Raw genomic sequence first — 16,861 nt, 5'->3', positions numbered from 1 at the left:
TAAGGCTACTTGCGGCAAGCCCCCGCGCTTGATATGATGCAGGTAATACGCTATATGGGGAAAGAGGTTATTCATGAACAACAGCTTTGAACAATTGCACATTCAGCCTTTTTATATAAAAAAACTGCATGCGATGGGGATCGTCGAACCGACGCCGATCCAGCGCGATTCGATTCCTGTCGTCATTGAGGGCAGGGATGTGATCGCTCAATCCCAGACAGGCACGGGAAAAACGCTCGCTTATTTGCTGCCACTGCTGCACCGGATCAATCCTCAAGATAAACAGCTGCAGGCCGTCGTGCTGGTTCCGACCAGGGAGCTTGGCATGCAGATCATGCTGGAGCTCGATAAGCTGACCAAGGACAGCGGCATTACCGCACAAGCGCTGATTGGCGGCGCATCCGTGCAGCGCCAAATTGACAAGCTGAAGTTGCGTCCGCAAATCGTGGTTGGTACACCGGGCCGCGTGCTTGAGCTTATCAAGGTGCGTAAGCTGACGATGCACTTTGTGCGTGCGATCGCTGTGGACGAAGTGGACCAGGTATTCGATCTTGGCGCTATAAACGAAGTTGAAGCGGTGTTAAAAAGCGCCCAGCGGGACCGGCAAATCGTATTTTTTTCGGCCACGATGCCGGAATCGGTTAACGCTATGGCGGATAAATGGATGAAGGATCCGCAGCGGGTGCAGGTCAATCCGCAGCAGCGAACTTCGGAGACGCTTGAGCATTTGTATTTTACGTGTGAAGAGCGGGATAAGCTGGACACGCTGCGCCGTCTTGTGAGGATGTACAATCCGCCTGCGGCCATTGTGTTTATTAACGAAACGGACGATATCGGAGAAGCGGCGGAGAAACTTCGTTATATCGGATTATCGGTCGAAGCGCTGTATGCCAATGCGGGCAAGATGGAACGAGCCAAAACGATGAACACATTCCGCGAGGGGAAGTTTCAACTGCTGCTGGCGACGGATGTGGCCGCCCGCGGGCTGGATATTCCCGGGGTGACTCACGTTATCAACTTGGATCCTCCCGTTGACGCGGACCATTACGTGCACCGGGTCGGACGGACGGGGCGAATGGGCCGCAAAGGTACGGCTATTTCGATTGTGACGCCAAAGCAGGAGTTTATTATCAATAAATTTGAAAAAACGCTTGGCATTACGATCGAACGAAAAGCGATGTTTGCCGGCAAGCTGGTTGAACCGGAAAGCTTGCGCAGCAGCGCCGCCAAAAAGCGCGCGGGCGTGACCGCAAAAGTATCGGCTGCTGCCGAAAAAACAAAGGACGGACGGGCCGATTCCCGTCAGACAACCGGCCGAACCGCCTCCCAGCAGGCACCGGCCGAAGCGGCTCCGTCCCGCAAGTCCGGAGGCCGTCAAGGCGGCGCTGCGGCGGTACCGGCCAAACCTGCGCCGTTGTCGAAAAAACAGGAGCGGCTGCAAAAAGAGCGTGAGCGTAAAAACAAAGGCGCGCCGCGGTGGTTAAAGGATAAGCCGGACAAGCAAAAGTAAGTTTTTTGGGCGGGAGAACAAGGGGAGCGGGGAGTGAGTGTGTTCAGGTTGTTGAAGGGCGTTTTGGCGCTTGTTTTTTGCATTGCTTTTGTGATTGCAGGGTTGGTGTGGTACGTGCAGCCGGAAACACATCTGGACTTAAGCTACTCCGGGGTGGAATGGCCGGACAAGGTAAAACAGATGATTTCCTCCCGCAAGCTGAGAATCGAACTGAATGAGGAAGATTTAGATCAGTTCGTGAAGAAGGCGATTGCGCAGCGGCAGGATGTGCCGGGCGGTTTGCGGATTACCGGGGCGCGCACCTATTTGCAGGGCAGCGAGATGATCGTGGACATTACCGGCATGTATCAAAATTTATGGCAGGTGGGAGGGAAATTATATTTTACACTTACATGGGACGAGCCGGTCTTAACGGCCACCCATACCCGGACGACCATTAAACAAGCGTCGATCCCAAACGATTGGTTTCAGCTGGAGCCCATTGAAGTCAATCTTTCCGAGATGGTCCCGAAGCCGCTTGGCGTTCGCTCCGTTTCGTTTGACGGTTCTACTCTTACCGTATCGCTGCGGTTTGTGCGGCGGTAGAAGGCTGCTTGGCAGCCTCCGCGCAAGGGGTATCATAATTATAAATCGATATTGGGGTGAAATGGAAGTATACTCCGCTCCATTCGACGTGCGGCTGCCGAGAGGAGACGAAACGTCCGACGATGAGATCAAAACGGTTGTCCAGCCGGACATCACCGTGATTTGCGACAAAACCAAACTCGACGACAAAGGCTGCAAAGGCAGTCCGGATCTGGTCGTCGAAATCGTCTCTCCCGCCAGTCTGAAAACCGATGTCAAAACCAAACAAGCGCTGTACGAGCGGTTCGGCATCCGTGAATACTGGATCGTCTACCCTGCAGAGAAGTCCGTTGTCGTATACCGGCTGCAGCCAAGCGGCAAATATGAGCTGAGCGATGCGTATGCGCAGGATGAGCTTATTCAGGTGGGCATATTCGGCGATCTGGCGATCGATTTGAAAGAAGTGTTCACAGAGTAGATGACGGCAAAATACAGTTGCCGTCCGTGATCGAGCCCGTTCGCATTGCAAGGGCTGAAAAGTGATTTTGATGCCAAAAAGGTACAACCGCTCAAGAAAATGAGAGGCTGTACCTTTTTTGTGCATTTTACGTCAATGCGGATTCCCACATGAGGATGTGGCACGGACTTTGCCGGGCCGTTTTTGTGCGCACCACTCAAGACCTCGCCAAGCCTTGTCAAGCATCCCACCAGTGCATCTGCCGAGTACTTTGTCAGCCGCCTTACTTCTTACGCGTCTTACTGTACGACGGATACGTGATCTCGCCGCTGTCGAGTTTGGCGAGTTCATCGGCGGTCCAGCCTGTCAGCTTGCTGTGGCCGGTAGCTCCGGTCAGCTTAATTTTGTATTTGCTCTCCAGGTAGCTGTGCAGCGCCGGCATATCGGCTTCCTTGATTTCGCGCAGCTTCTTTTTGCCGTGCAGCTGCCCGAGCATAATGCCGATCGTTTCGGCAGCCAAGCTCGTGTTGGGCTGGATGCGCGCGCTGCCGTAAGCGATGGCGGAGGCGCCGACGTTTTTGCCGGCGACAAGCACGTTGTCGTAGTTTTTCAGCATGAAGCTGCGCAGCGGCATACCGTATTTGTCGGGGCGGCCCATCTCGATCCCCCACTTGTTGGCGCTGGTGCCTTGAAGATCAAGCGGATAACCGGCGATGCTGACATCGTCCCAAAACATGCGGGCTCCGAGCATATCCGACACTTTAAGCACATAGTCCGTTTCATAGTGATTGTACTCGCGGATGTACAGGTAGTTCGGAAAACCGTTCAGTTCCGCATGCTCCCAGCCGGGCAGATTGTTGCGGAAATGCTGCAGCACGGCAGGCATTTCCTTCTTGCCAAGTTCCAGCGCGTCGGCAACCGATTTATCGTCGGAAGGGTCGACGGTGTAAACAAGCAGCGCATTGATGAGCACTTCACCGTTCCGCTGGTTTACCGCGTTTAATCCCCGCAAAAAGATGCGATCGTTTGAAGGTTTATATTTTTTCGTAACCCCGCTTAAGCCAACCGCAAAGCTGTTGTCGACAACGCCCCACTCGTATTTGGCGCTGCGTTCCTCGGGTTTCATGTTGTTAAAAGTGCTTCTGAATTTTTCCCAGTCGACATTTTTAAATTTCATCATGTACCCGGAACTCATATATTCGATGTTTTGCTGGCCGTAAAAAGCTTCCAGGCCGGGCAGCCGGGTTGTCTGAAGTTTGCCGAGCAGGGCCGCAAAATCCGTGTTGTCCAGCCAATAAGAGGCGGCAAGCCGCTTTTTGACACCGTCTTTAGTTTGGTAATCAACCGATTCGACGGCGTGTGGGCCAAAGCTGCCGGGGATTTGTTTTACATTATCGAGCCGGATCCCGGATTCGACGGGGATATCTTTTTTCAGCTTGTCAAAATAAGCGGCAAATTCGGGCTGCTTGCGGATTTTTCCGTTGCGGAAGCCGTCAAACAGCTCTTTGACCCGTCCTTGAGATAACGAATTGCCTTTTTCATCGCGAACTTCATCCAAAAACAGCATTTCCCCCTGCAGCACTTGTCCGCCAAAGGCTTCCCGCGGATCGAGCACCTTGACACGCAGCCCTTCGTCCGCCGCGGCCCTAGCCAGATACAGTCCTTCCAATTCGCTGCCGATCACAGCGACATCAACAGTTTCCGTAGGCGGCTCCGGCTCCGGCTTGGGGGTGGCAGGAGCGGGATTGCTTGTCCCGGCGCTTGAACCGGCTGCGGCGGCTGGCTTCGTATTAGCCGCTTGCGGCTCTTGCGAGCTGCTTGCGGGAGCTTGGCTGTTTTTTGCGGCAAACGGATTAAAGGCAAATACGGCAACGGCTCCAATCGCTGCCAAAACGAGCACGGATAAGGCCATCATGCGCTTTTTTCCGGAATAACGGCGAGATCGTACCATCAGACTCTCCCTTTATCATAATCTGTGTATGAAACTATAGTGCAAGTTTAACATCTTTAAATCTTTTAAGCTAATTTTCAGGAACCCCCTTAAAGACTCCAGGGGTGGCGAAACTATGTATCAGAGCAAAACCTCGCGAGGGTTCTTTTAACAATGAAACATGACTATTGAGGAGAGATACCCTATGAAAAAGTACACTTGGACGAAAAAAGCGATTGTGAGCAGTTTGGCATTAACGATGGCATTCGGCGGAACATCGGCGGCATTCGCAAAAGATAAAGATCACGACGACAAAGGTAAAGGGAAAAACGAAAAAGAGTACAATATCAAAGGCAATAACTACACGAATTTCAATAACAATAACTACTACAATACCAACAACAATTCAAATAACGGCAAGGCCAGCTTGGAAATCAAATTGACGTTTGACGATCTCAAAGGTAAAGACGTCGAATGGGCGATCCGTTATATCGCCAGTCTTGCTTCCAAGCGGGTATTCGAAGGTTATGAAGACGGCTCCTTCAAGCCGCGCCAAACGATCACCCGCATCGAGGCGATTACTGCGGCCGTCCGTTTGATGGGCTTGCGTGATCAGGCGGAGTCCCAGGCAGAGATGAACTCGCAGCTGAATTTTAAAGATGCGGATAAAGTGAAGTCCAAATATCCATGGGCCGTCGGTTATGTAGCCGTTGCGCTGGAAAACGATTTGTTCACCGAAACCGAGGATTCCGTACAGCCGGAGAAGGAAGCGGACCGCTTGTGGGCAACTACGCTGCTGGTGAAGGCGCTGAAACTTCAGGATGAAGCGAAAGCCAAAATGGGCACAAAGCTGACTTTTAAAGATGCGAACAAAATTCCCGCAGGTTCGGTAGGTTATGTGGCTGAAGCGATCGACAAAAAACTCGTCGATGGCTACGAAGACAACACATTCCGTCCAAGCCAACCGGTAACACGCGCCGAACTAGCCGCATTGCTCGACCGCACCGGAAGCCAGCTCCCGGGTAACGGCAGCACTACAAGTTATACGCTGACGGGCACCGTTGGTTCCAACAATAATAACGTGATTTCCATTAATCAAAATGGCACCGCGCAGCAGCTGACTGTGGATGCGGACGCATTTGTTTACCGGAAAGGGACAAAGGTCTCCGCCGCGGAAATTAAGGCGGGAGATGAAATCCGTGCCAACCTGTACAACGGCAAGGTTGTTTTTGTGGAAGTGACAAAGGCGGTCGACGATGTACAAGTCGTCAATTATACGGTTATCGGCACACTGAACAGCTATACGCTGAATGCCAGCGGACAGATCGCAACTGTTTCCGTTAACCAAACAATCAACGGCGCAGTACAAACGGCCGTATACAACGTCGCTGCGGGCGTAGCGATTAATGATGCCTCGCTGCTGACGGCCGGCCGTTCCGTTCAGCTGCAAATTACGAATCAACAAGTTACCGCAATTACAGCGCAGTAATATATGTAATCTGCGATGATCCTATCCGGTGTTTCCTGCATTGCAGGGGGTGCCGGATTTTTGCGTTTAAGAGGGATTTGCCGCTTGGGGGCGAATACATGTAAGTAAAAGGGAGGTATGCCTCAGTGATGAAAGTATCGGTAACCTTAAACAGGACAGATGTGACAGACAGCCATCTCAGACTGCTCAGCCAGATTGGAGTGGACTGCGTGGATTTTGGGAACGGCAATGCGTTTGCCGGCGTTGCGGAGCAAGGATATCCCGATTTGGACGGGCTGCTTGCCTTGAAGCGGCGTATTCAGTCGTGGGGGATGGATATCAACCGTGTGACATTGCCCAATATTAGCGAAAAGTTTATCACGGCGTCCGAAGGAAGCGAAAAAGAGCTCGACCACGCTGCAACCGCTTTGACGGTATTTGCCGAAGCCGGCATACCGATTGTACGGCAGCGCATCGCCGGGGATAACCGTTTTGACAGCCAGATCATGTACACTGCGGTTCACCGCGGCGGCATGACCAACCGCGGGGAAAACTGGGCCGGGGTGATGAACGGACTGCCTTCGCGCGAACAGCAGGAGATGTGGTGGGGGCGGTTCTGCGACATTTACGGCAGACTTGTTCCGCTGGCCGACAAATACAACATCAAGCTGGCGATGCACCCTTCGGATACGCCGCTTCCCGGCATGCCGTTTGGCAGTCTCGGTTTTCACCGCATCATTGACGCATTCCCAAGCAAACGAGTCGGATTTATTTATTGTACAGGCACACGGGGCGAAGCAGGCGGTTCTGCTCTTGTATTGGACGAAATCAATCATTTTGGCCGAAAAGGACGTATCTTCTCCGTCCATCTGCGTAATGTGAGGGGTAGTCTTGCAACCGCTTCCGGGTTTGAAGAAGCGCTGCTCGACGACGGAGATATGAACATGTTCAAGCTGCTGCTGGAACTGAGGAAGGTAGGCTACGACGGCTGTCTGAATGCCGATCATATGCCGCATTTGGCGGGAGATTCGGCCGAGCATACGCTGGCCTGGTGTTATTCCGTCGGATACATTAAAGCGCTGCTTGCTGCGCTGGTTGAATTTTCAGGTTAGCGGGTGTTCATTTATTACGGTTCCCAAGTAACGGATAGACAAGCAGATTTGATTCTGCCGGCTCTGTCCGTTTTATTTTTGGCTGATTGTTTTAATGTTTGATACGGTATCGGCTTCTAATCACTGAATTGTGTAAAAACAGAACGGATATGTTCATTAATCTAACTGAAACGAATTCTTATAATGGAGATACATCTCAGGGAGGAGAAAATTAAATGAGAAATCTGAAGATCAAGCAGCGGTTGTTTCTTATCTTGTTTACAGAAGCGGTTGTCATTGGATTATTAGGTTGGCTGGCACTTCATATATCGTTTAAAATCTACGACAATCAAATTTATATTGAAACTTCGGATAAATTAAAGCTGCAATCCCGGGCGATTGATGAGAAGCTGCGTAAGGCGGACGAGCTGTCTTATTCGATATTGGCCAACCCCGGACTGCAGCAATCGCTAAAGATGATGAAGCAATATCCGGATTCCTATGAATCGAGCCGAGCCTCCCGGGAGCTTCAGGAAAAGTTTCTCATCCGTACGCCGCTGCAACCTTATGTAGGCGCTGTTGATATTATTGACTTTTACGATAACCAATACAGTATCGGTCAGGACGCAGGTGTATTGGACAAAAATAAAATACGGCAAATCAAGGAAATGGCAGTAAATAAGAAAGGCGCCAGCTTCTGGGGGAAGCCGGATAAGGACAGCCAGACGTTCTTTCTCATGCGCGAATTGAAAGAATCGGCTAATGTGAGTATGGAAACTTTGGGCTACTTGATCATTCGTGTGGATGCCGATAAGCTTGTCCGTTCAACTACGGCGGAAATCTCTAACAGTGAAACTCATCTAACGATTGTAGCGGATCAAACGGTTATTTATCCGAATGATAGTCTGTTTCAGGTCGGCCCTGATCTTCCGGTAGACGAGGAGAATGGTTACCGGATTATTGCGGATGGCAGTAATGAGTATTTGGCTGCATATTTAACCTCTTCCTATACCGGTTGGCTGTTTATAAATATGATTCCTTATGCTTCTATATTTCACAATATTTCCATTATGAAAGTGTCGTTACTATTTTTTTATATTGTCATTTTGCTGGTTATGATCTACATCGGTTTTCGCTTTGCCCGCAGCATTACGAAGCCGATTGAAAATTTAACCGTAAAAATTGCTCAGGTCGGTAAAGGCCGATTCGAGCTGGATCAATCCGGTGTCTCAGTCAGCCGTGACGAGGTAGGACGGTTAAACCGCGATTTTGATATTATGATCAGTCGTCTTGACGCTTTAATTAAGGAAAACTATATCAAACAGATGATGCTGAAGGAAGCCGAATATCAGGCGCTTAAGGCAAAAATCAACCCGCATTTTTTGTACAATACACTGGAATCTGTAAATTGGCTGGCAACGATGAACGGGCAAACGGAAATTTCAATTATGGTGAAAGCATTAGGAGACCTGCTTCGCAGCACCGTAAACAACAAGGAGTATGTGACCATCGGCGAGGAAATAGCAAATTTGGACAAGTACATTCAAATTCAAACGATCCGTTACGAAGATCGGCTGGATTACAGGATGGAAATCCCGGAGAATTTGGCGGATATACAGATTCCCAACCTGATTCTGCAGCCCATTGTAGAAAATTCCATACAATACGGGTTGGAGAATATGCCGGGCATTTGCCGCATCCGTGTTGGCGCGGAGGAATCGGCCAAAGAATTGGTTATATTCGTGAATGATAACGGCCCGGGCATGGATCCGCTGTATCTGCATAACCCGCGGGATCATCAAGAAGGCCAAACCCAATCAAACGGGATTGGCCTTAGAAGTATTCATGAGCGGATACGATTTATATATGGAGATGAATACGGTATCGTGATTGACAGCACTGCAAACGAAGGGACGACCGTGCAGATCCGAATACCTTATATGCGGAACGGGAGGGTAACACATGTACAAAGTGCTGCTGGTTGACGACGAACGGATTATTCGCGACGGTATTGCCCGTTCGATAGATTGGTCATCTCTTGGGCTTGAATTTACGGGTGCCGCTGCCAATGCGGAAGACGCGCTGCAGCAGATTGCCGAATTATCGCCGGATATCGTGATTACCGATATTAAGATGCCGGGCCGCAACGGGTTGGAGCTCATTCAAGACGTGCAAACGAGGCACTCAGAACTCAGGTTTATTGTATTGTCGGGATATGGCGAATTTGAGTTCGCCCACAAGGCTATGGAGTACGGAGTCCGCCATTACTTGTTAAAGCCGTGCAATAAAGAGGAGATAACCGGTGTATTGCTTAAGGTTATGGCTGAATTGGACGAGCGGCACAGCAAAGAGAAGTTTTATATGCAAGCGATTCCCAAGGTGAAGGAGCAGTTTCTGCGCGACGGTGTGCTCAGCCGCTTCTATACGCAGCAAGATTGGGACCAGTTCAAGCGAATGTTAAACCTTGGCGGGCGAAACGTCAGGCTGGTTATTTTTCAGTTTGAACAAAAATTCAGCTATACCGATATTTTCGCATTAACTAATATTACTGAAGATTTGCTCGGCAAAGAGGGGATTTTATCCACCGCCTTGGTTGGTGATACATTTCTTGTGCTTATCCGGGACGATGACCTGATAGCAATCCGTTCGACTGTCATTTTAATTCGGGAAACGTATATCAAATATTATAAAAACGGGCTTATTTGTGTCATCAGTGAAGAGGGCCCGGTGGAAGGGATCCCTTCTATGTATAATCAAGCGCTCCGTATCGTTATCGATTTCCCGCAATACGGCACGCTTGTGAACCGGATGATCCAATATGTCCGGCTGCATCTGCATGAGGAGCGGCTTAATCTGCACTGGCTGGCAACGGAAGTGTTTTTTATGAACGCGGATTATTTGGGTAAGCTGTTCAAGAAGGAAACAAATGAAAATTTCTCCAATTACTTAATGAAAATACGTGTGGATAAAGCAAAGGAATGGATCAACTGCGACCGGGAAGCGGCTATCTATGAAGTTGCGGCGAAAACGGGTTTTGGAGAAAATGCCCAATATTTCAGTAAAGTGTTTAAACAATTTACCGGCCTTACACCAAAGGAATACAAACTTTCCGGACTCAACCGGATTCACTGAATATGACAAGAGTAAACCGGATATGTTTATTATTTTTATAAGGGGTACGCTTTAGAATGAAGTTGAACTTAATTTCTAATTTAATGCAAAGGATGTGTAACAACAATGAAAAAGCGATGGGTCCATGGTATGGCATTGCTGGCTGTATCCGCATTGTTGCTGGCGGCATGCGGAGGAACAGGCGGCGGCACTGGCAGTGCGGGAAGTACAGGAAGTACGGGCAATACAGCGAGTTCAGGCGGGGCGGGAGGAACAGGGGGGCAACCGGCCAAACCGGAAGAGAAGAAAAACGAAGAGAAGATCACATTACGCGTGGGGTATTTCGCAGGCGCCCAAGCAACGGTAGATGTGACCAATAAAGTGATTGCATTATTTGAGAAAAAGTACCCGAACATCAAAATCGAATCGGAGTACTCGCCGTTTGCCAACTATTTTGAGAAACTAAGCGTTCAAGCGGCAGGCAACAGTATGCCGGATGTGGTCAGACAAGATTACGCGTATTTGGCTCAGTATGTTAATAAGGATCTGATGTTTGGTTTGGACGATCTTGTGAAGCAAGGCAAGATTAATCTGGAGGGTGTTGACAAGAAGCATCTTGAGGGCGGAATGGTGAACGGCAAGCTGTACGGTATCAACATCGGAAATAACGCATTTGTCTCTTTATATGATCCGGAAGCATTCGCCAAGGCCGGCGTGCCGCTGCCGACGGATAATTGGACCTGGCAGCAGTATGAGCAAACGGTGCTGCAATTAAAAGACAAGCTGAATATTTACGGTGATATGCATCTAGGCAGTAATGTGTTCCAAATCTATTTGCGTCAAAACGGTGCTTCCTTCTTTAACAAAGACGGTACTGCGCTTGGTTATGACGACGATAAGCTGTTCACCGATTTCTACGATATGGTGTTAAGGCTGCAAAAAGCTAAAGCGCTTTCACCAATCGCTGAAGAGCTGGAGGCCAAAGCGGCGGAAGACACCCCTTTCGCCAAAGGAAAGACGGTGATGGATAACCAATCATGGAGCAACAACTTATTAGTACGGGAAACCTTGTCCAAGAAAAAACTGCAAATGGCTTTAGTTCCCGGGTCAGGCAACGGTAAAGGGATGTATTTAAAACCGTCGCAGTTTATGTCTATTTCCAAATCCTCTAAGCAGGTGGATGCAGCAGCCCAATTTATCGACTTCTGGATGAATGATATCGAAGCGAATAAAGCGTTAAATGCGACACTGGGGTTTCCTTATATTCCGAAGGTGCTGGATGCTATGTCGCCGGGCTTTGACGAGGTACAGAAGAAAACGGCTGCCTACTTAAAAACCGTTGAAAAATACGCGGCAGCTATCGATCCCCCTGCACCCGGCAACAGCGGAGAGGTTTCCAAGCTGCTTGAAATTGCAACGGGCGAAATCTATTTTGAGAAATCGTCAACCAAGGATGCAGCTGCCAAATTCAGAAAGCAAGCCAATGAAATTTTAGCCAAAAACAAAAAATAAACGGGCAGACGGGTGCGGTAGTCTTGAAATGGTACGAAAAGGTGAGTGGAGTTTATGAAAATAGAACGTATCGGGAACGTTCTGAGATCTGATCATACAGCCGGCTATCTATTTGTTTTGCCGTGGCTGATCGGGTTTGCAGGATTTACAATGCTGCCGCTCTGCGCCTCATTGTATCTATCGTTCACCAAATATGATGTATTATCACCGCCTGTATGGATCGGTATCGATAACTACAAAGCTATGCTTCATGACGACAGGTTCTGGAAATCGATTAAGGTCACGTTTATATATGTATTTACGGCAATACCGCTGAAGCTAGCTTTTGCATTAAGTATCGCATTACTGTTAAATGCCAAATTCAAAATGATGGGATTGTACCGGTCGCTGTATTATCTTCCGACCATTATGGGCGGAAGTGTAGCAGTAGCAATCATGTGGCGGCAATTGTTTGGCCTGGAGGGAGCGCTTAATTCGTTTTTGGCCGTGTTTGGAGCGGTCGGGGAGAAGCAATCGTGGGTGATGAACCCGTCAACATCTTTATGGACGCTGGTCTTGCTTGGCGTCTGGCAATTCGGTTCATCGATGTTGATTTTTCTTGCCGGACTGAAACAAATACCAACGGGCTTATATGAGGCCGCTATTATTGACGGGTCCAACTGGTTCCAGCGTTTATTTCGTATAACGCTGCCGCTGCTTACTCCTGTTATCTTTTTCAATTTGATTATGCAGATCATTAGCGGCTTTAAGGTGTTTACCGAAGGACTGATTGTGACCGGCGGAGGGCCGATGGACTCCACCTTATTCTATGCGCTCTATTTATACGAAAAATCATTTACCAGCTTTGATATGGGTTTTGGTTCGGCTATGGCCTGGGTACTGCTGCTCATTATCGCTTTCTTCACAGCGATCGTATTTAAATCATCTGCAGGCTGGGTGCATTACGAATCGAAAGGAGAATAGCGATGGGAATGCTGAACCGTCCGGCTGCTATTCGGGCTGTCGTTTATCATCTGTTTGTTTGGATTACTGCATTTTTAATGCTCTATCCGCTGCTGTGGCTTTTATCCAGCTCGTTGAAGGATAACTCGGAAATATTTACTCATGCGCACCAGCTGACCCCGAGTTTTATTAAATTTGAAAATTATGTAACCGGCTGGCAAGGCTTCGGCGGCATCAAGTTTTCAACCTATTTCCTGAATTCGTTGATTATTACGGTTTGCGCAACGGTCGGCTGCGTCATTTCCTCCACCCTGGTAGCTTACGGATTCGGCCGCATCCGGTTTGCAGGCTCCAGATTTCTATTTGTGTGCATGCTCATCACCATGATGCTGCCTGGTCAAGTGCTGATTATACCGCAGTACATCTTTTTTCAAAAAATCGGCTGGGTAAATACCTTTCTTCCGCTCATTGTCCCTTCCTTATTTGGTCTGCCGTTTTTAATATTTATGATCATGCAATTTGTGCGGGGGCTCCCGAATGAGCTTGATGAATCCGCCAAAATCGACGGCTGCGGGAGATATGCGATTTTTTACCGTATCATTGTCCCTCTTGTTACGCCTGCTGTCATTTCGGCAACGATATTTAAGTTTTACTGGGTATGGGACGATTTCTTTGGCCCGTTAATTTATTTAAATCGGCCGCGTCTTTATCCGGTATCGCTGGCTTTGAAGTTTTTTGCCGACCCGCAGCAAAAAACGGACTGGGGCGCCATGTTCGCGATGTCCATTTTGTCATTGGTCCCGGTATTTGCAGTATTCCTTGCATTTCAGAAATATATTGTGGAAGGGATTAGCACGACGGGCTTGAAGGGGTAAGAAAGATGCGAATCTGTAAAATTAAGGTAATATAATGTGATTAAGGTGACAAATTTAGTTTAAGTGCGGAGGATGGAAGATGATTCAATTTAATACGAAGCAATATTTGAATAACATGCTTGATAGGGCGGACCGGGCATTTGCGGCAGACAAACAACTGCATGAAGGAAATTGGCAGGAGTGGCAGACCGGCTTCCGAAAGCGGTTGCGTGAATTGACAGGTGTAGAGCGGATAACCGCCTTAACGGACGGGCTTTCTTTGTCCGCCCGGTCGGAAGGTGTATGCGAGTTTCCTGACTATACCCGCGAAAAGCTGTATGTCACAACCGAGCCGGGGATCGAAATTGCTTTCTATTTATTGCTGCCGAAGGAAGGGGAAGCTCCATTTCCTCTGGTACTGACTCCGCACGGTCACGGCCGCCGCGGTAAGGAGGTTTATGCCGGTAACTTTGAGGATGAGCAAGAGGAGGAGGAAAGCCTGTCGGGAGAACGCGACATTGCCGTGCAAGGCGTTCGTGAAGGTTATGCGGTGATCGCTATGGATGTGCGCGGGTTTTGGGAGATGTCCCGGGTTGAGGAATATGATAAGGGTGAAAACAATTCCTGCACGGAGCTTCAGAAGCTTGCCTACATGTTTGGTCGGACGATCATTGGAGAGCGTGTGCACGATATCGGTCGGTTGATTGATTATGCGGCTACCCGGGAGGAAATAGATTCGTCCCGAATTGCAATTACAGGCAACTCCGGAGGCGGAACCGTATCGTTGTTTGCTGCGGCGATGGATGAACGTATCTCCATTTGTGTACCGGGCTCTTATTTAAATACGTTTGAGGAATCCATCTTATCGAGATACCACTGCATGTGCAATTACATACCGGGAATGCTGGAACTAGGTGAAATGTATGACGTCGCCGGATTGATTGCTCCGCGGCCTTTTCTGGCTGTCAACGGCACCGATGATCCAATCTTTCCTATTGCCGGAGCCAGAGAATCGTTCAGGCATATACAATCCGTATATACCCATATGGGTCATCCTCAACATTGTGAATTTTATGAAGGTAACGGCGGTCACCGCTACTATAAAGCGCCGGTATGGCCGTTTATCCGTAAGCATATGACAAGTTTAAAGGAGAGATAGCTGTATGAAAGGAAGCTGGAATGAGGCGGTATGGACGGAAGGCGGTCATTTACGGACGGAAGCTGACGAAGCCGCAGAAGCCGGCTCCGCTGGCGGAAAACATCATTACCGGATTACCGTGGCATCGGATTGGGCACCGCTCCGCGGGCACGAAGCGATAATGGTCGAACGGCCGTTGGATATTTTTGGGGATTTGCTTCCATTGTTCAGAGAAAGCGATTTGAATATCGTAAATGTGGAAGCGGTTCTTGGCGATCACGGGCAGCCGATCTTGAAGGACGGGCCTTGCCTGAGAGGGGATGAGCGAGCCGTTCAGGGTTTGGTGGAAGCACCCTTTCATGTTGCTTGTCTGGCTAATAATCACACGTGCGATTACGGCCCGGAGGGACTCCGGCATACGATTGATGTGCTGCATAAAGCAGGCCTACATACGGTCGGAGCGGGAATGAACGGTGAAGAGGCGGCTAAACCGCTGCTGCTGCAGGCGGGAGCCGTGAAGCTGGCTGTCGTCAACTTTGCCGAAGGGGAAGCATGCCGTTCCGTTAACGGCTCGCCGGGAGCGCATGGCTTTGATCCGCATACAGCAGCACTTCGCATTCACGAAGCGAAGCAGCAGGCGGAGATCGTGCTTGCCGTCTATCATGGTGGGAGGGAGTACACGCCTATGCCTCCGGTGTATGTGGTTGAAGGCTTGCGCAAGGCTGCCGAGGCAGGAGCATCGGCGGTCATCGCGCACCATCCTCATGTACCGCAAGGTATGGAATTCCATCATGGAGTTCCGATTGTTTACAGTCAGGGTAATTTCGTTTTCTGGCAAGAAAATGATCTTTACTATAGGCATGTCGGCTATCTCGTCCATCTTGATTTTGCCGGTGACAGGTTGGTTAAGCTGGAGTTGTCGCCTTACACAATCGGCAGGGAAGGTCTTTCTTTGCTTGCAGGTAAAGATAAGGAATATTTGCTCAGCCAACTACAGCATATTTCCCGGCTGCTGACGGAACCGAAAGCAGTGAAGATGGCGTGGGATGCGTTTGTTGACCGCGTTGGTGTACAAGGAATGGTCGCGAGGCTGCAGAGTGATCTGGACATGATAGCACAAGATACACCTGCAGGAGCAGCCCGGCTGTACAATATGTTCTTCACCTCCGCGCACAACGAGCTGTTTCTGAACGGGCTGAAGCGTGCTGCATCAGGTGAAGCCGGAGCTTCTCCCGAATGGGCTAAGGAATTGGTGGAGCGCTGGATGACGGAGAAGATTAACGGATAAAGTGAATAAGCAGTCTTACAAATTCATCGCCGATTTCATAACGTTTAGTCAATTCGCTGTCCGCATGTGATAGTGGATGCTTCCAGGAGGCGGAGTGTCATTTTTGCCCAGCGTACAAATCAGGAAGCTAAACCTAGGAGAAATATGGTATGATTTTTGGAGAAAGGAGGAAAAAAACATGTCCAACAACATAAAAGAAATAATGAAGGAAGGTAAAACAGCGTTAGGTTGTTTTATCGGAATATATTCTCCGTCGCTGGCGGAGATGATCGGACACGCGGGGTTCGATTTTGCGGTGATCGATAACGAGCACGGCTCGTTCAGCTGGGGCGAGGTCGAGAATATGATCCGAGCCTGTGAGGTGGCCGGAACGACTCCGATCGTTCGTATCGTCAACGCGCTGCCCAGCGAGATTTTGAAAGCGCTGGACCGGGGAGCCAGAGGCATTCACGTGCCGCAGATCAATACCGGCGCGGAAGCAAGAGCAGTCGTACAGGCGGCCAAATTCCCGCCGCTGGGTACGCGAGGGGTGGCTTATTCGGTTCGCGCCGCCTCGTACGGCATGAATAAAGGACCTTCGTATTTGAACCAGAGCAATGACGATGTGCTGGTTTGTGTGCATATCGAAACGCCGCAAGCGGTGGAGCATGTCGATGAGATTATGGAGAGCGGCATTGACCTCGCTTTTATCGGCCCGACCGACTTGTCGGTAAGCGCGGGGCATGCGGACAATCCCGATCACCCGGAGCTTGAAGCGATGAAAAACAAGGTGCTGGAAGCGGGGCGCCGGCATGGCGTTCCCGTCGGCATTCTTGCCGCCGACCGCGCCGGATTGGACCGTTACCGCGCATGGGGCGCGAATTATATCGGCACGAATTTTACTTCACTGCTGTATTCGTCGCTAACTTCGGTTACGAAACAGTAGCAATAAAGGCTGGGATTGCCGAAGATCGAAAGCGAGCGTAGAGGTTGGAGCCACTCCCGTACCTCGTGTGG

Annotated in this window: 14 protein-coding genes; 13 read left to right on the top strand and 1 reads right to left on the bottom strand. The window is 49.7% G+C overall.

Annotated elements, in window-relative coordinates:
• The first annotated feature begins 73 nt into the window (after positions 1–73).
• The 3 genes from EYB31_RS02175 (at position 74) to EYB31_RS02165 (ending at position 2,552) form a co-directional block, all read left to right on the top strand.
• Positions 74–1,510, top strand: a complete 1,437-nt coding sequence (locus EYB31_RS02175; protein WP_131011606.1) for a DEAD/DEAH box helicase — start codon at positions 74–76, stop codon at positions 1,508–1,510.
• Between the two features lie 33 nt (positions 1,511–1,543).
• The gene (locus tag EYB31_RS02170; protein WP_131011605.1) at positions 1,544–2,095 is read left to right on the top strand and encodes a hypothetical protein; all 552 of its coding nucleotides are present in this window, start codon (positions 1,544–1,546) and stop codon (positions 2,093–2,095) included.
• Positions 2,096–2,156: 61 nt separating this feature from the next.
• Positions 2,157–2,552 (top strand): Uma2 family endonuclease, encoded by a 396-nt coding sequence (locus EYB31_RS02165; protein ID WP_131011604.1) that lies wholly within the window; start codon positions 2,157–2,159, stop codon positions 2,550–2,552.
• Between the two features lie 262 nt (positions 2,553–2,814).
• Here EYB31_RS02165 and EYB31_RS02160 read toward each other — a convergent pair whose 3' ends face one another.
• Positions 2,815–4,482 (bottom strand): FAD-dependent oxidoreductase, encoded by a 1,668-nt coding sequence (locus tag EYB31_RS02160; protein ID WP_131011603.1) that lies wholly within the window; start codon positions 4,480–4,482, stop codon positions 2,815–2,817.
• A 184-nt stretch (positions 4,483–4,666) separates the two neighbouring features.
• Between EYB31_RS02160 and EYB31_RS02155 the strand changes: the two genes are divergently transcribed.
• The 10 genes from EYB31_RS02155 (at position 4,667) to EYB31_RS02110 (ending at position 16,790) form a co-directional block, all read left to right on the top strand.
• Positions 4,667–5,950, top strand: coding sequence for an S-layer homology domain-containing protein (locus EYB31_RS02155; RefSeq protein ID WP_131011602.1), 1,284 nt, complete (start codon positions 4,667–4,669; stop codon positions 5,948–5,950).
• A 128-nt stretch (positions 5,951–6,078) separates the two neighbouring features.
• A complete protein-coding gene (locus EYB31_RS02150) occupies positions 6,079–7,041 on the top strand; it encodes a mannonate dehydratase (protein WP_240762011.1) in 963 nt (320 codons plus the stop codon).
• A gap of 215 nt (positions 7,042–7,256) precedes the next feature.
• A complete protein-coding gene (locus EYB31_RS02145) occupies positions 7,257–9,005 on the top strand; it encodes a sensor histidine kinase (protein WP_131011600.1) in 1,749 nt (582 codons plus the stop codon).
• Positions 8,983–10,152, top strand: coding sequence for a response regulator transcription factor (locus EYB31_RS02140; RefSeq protein WP_131011599.1), 1,170 nt, complete (start codon positions 8,983–8,985; stop codon positions 10,150–10,152). The genes EYB31_RS02145 and EYB31_RS02140 overlap by 23 nt, the downstream gene beginning before the upstream one ends.
• 105 nt (positions 10,153–10,257) lie before the next feature.
• Positions 10,258–11,643 carry an ABC transporter substrate-binding protein gene (locus EYB31_RS02135; protein WP_165452157.1) on the top strand — a complete coding sequence of 462 codons (1,386 nt, stop codon included), beginning with the start codon at positions 10,258–10,260 and terminating at the stop codon, positions 11,641–11,643.
• Between the two features lie 54 nt (positions 11,644–11,697).
• Positions 11,698–12,606 (top strand): carbohydrate ABC transporter permease, encoded by a 909-nt coding sequence (locus EYB31_RS02130; protein ID WP_131011597.1) that lies wholly within the window; start codon positions 11,698–11,700, stop codon positions 12,604–12,606.
• 2 nt (positions 12,607–12,608) lie between these two features.
• On the top strand, positions 12,609–13,460 hold the full coding sequence (locus EYB31_RS02125) for a carbohydrate ABC transporter permease (RefSeq protein WP_420819409.1): 852 nt from the start codon (positions 12,609–12,611) through the stop codon (positions 13,458–13,460).
• A gap of 79 nt (positions 13,461–13,539) precedes the next feature.
• Complete coding sequence (locus EYB31_RS02120) at positions 13,540–14,598, top strand: alpha/beta hydrolase family protein (RefSeq protein ID WP_131011596.1); 1,059 nt, start codon at positions 13,540–13,542, stop codon at positions 14,596–14,598.
• 4 nt (positions 14,599–14,602) lie between these two features.
• Positions 14,603–15,865, top strand: a complete 1,263-nt coding sequence (locus EYB31_RS02115; RefSeq protein WP_131011595.1) for a CapA family protein — start codon at positions 14,603–14,605, stop codon at positions 15,863–15,865.
• A 178-nt stretch (positions 15,866–16,043) separates the two neighbouring features.
• The gene (locus EYB31_RS02110; RefSeq protein ID WP_165452156.1) at positions 16,044–16,790 is read left to right on the top strand and encodes an HpcH/HpaI aldolase family protein; all 747 of its coding nucleotides are present in this window, start codon (positions 16,044–16,046) and stop codon (positions 16,788–16,790) included.
• Positions 16,791–16,861 lie beyond the last annotated feature (71 nt).

Source organism: Paenibacillus thalictri (assembly GCF_004307995.1).
GTDB classification, from domain to species: Bacteria; Bacillota; Bacilli; order Paenibacillales; family NBRC-103111; genus Paenibacillus_AF; species Paenibacillus_AF thalictri.
Note: the sequence above shows the minus strand (reverse complement) of the source record. Positions and strands in the feature narration are given on the sequence as shown.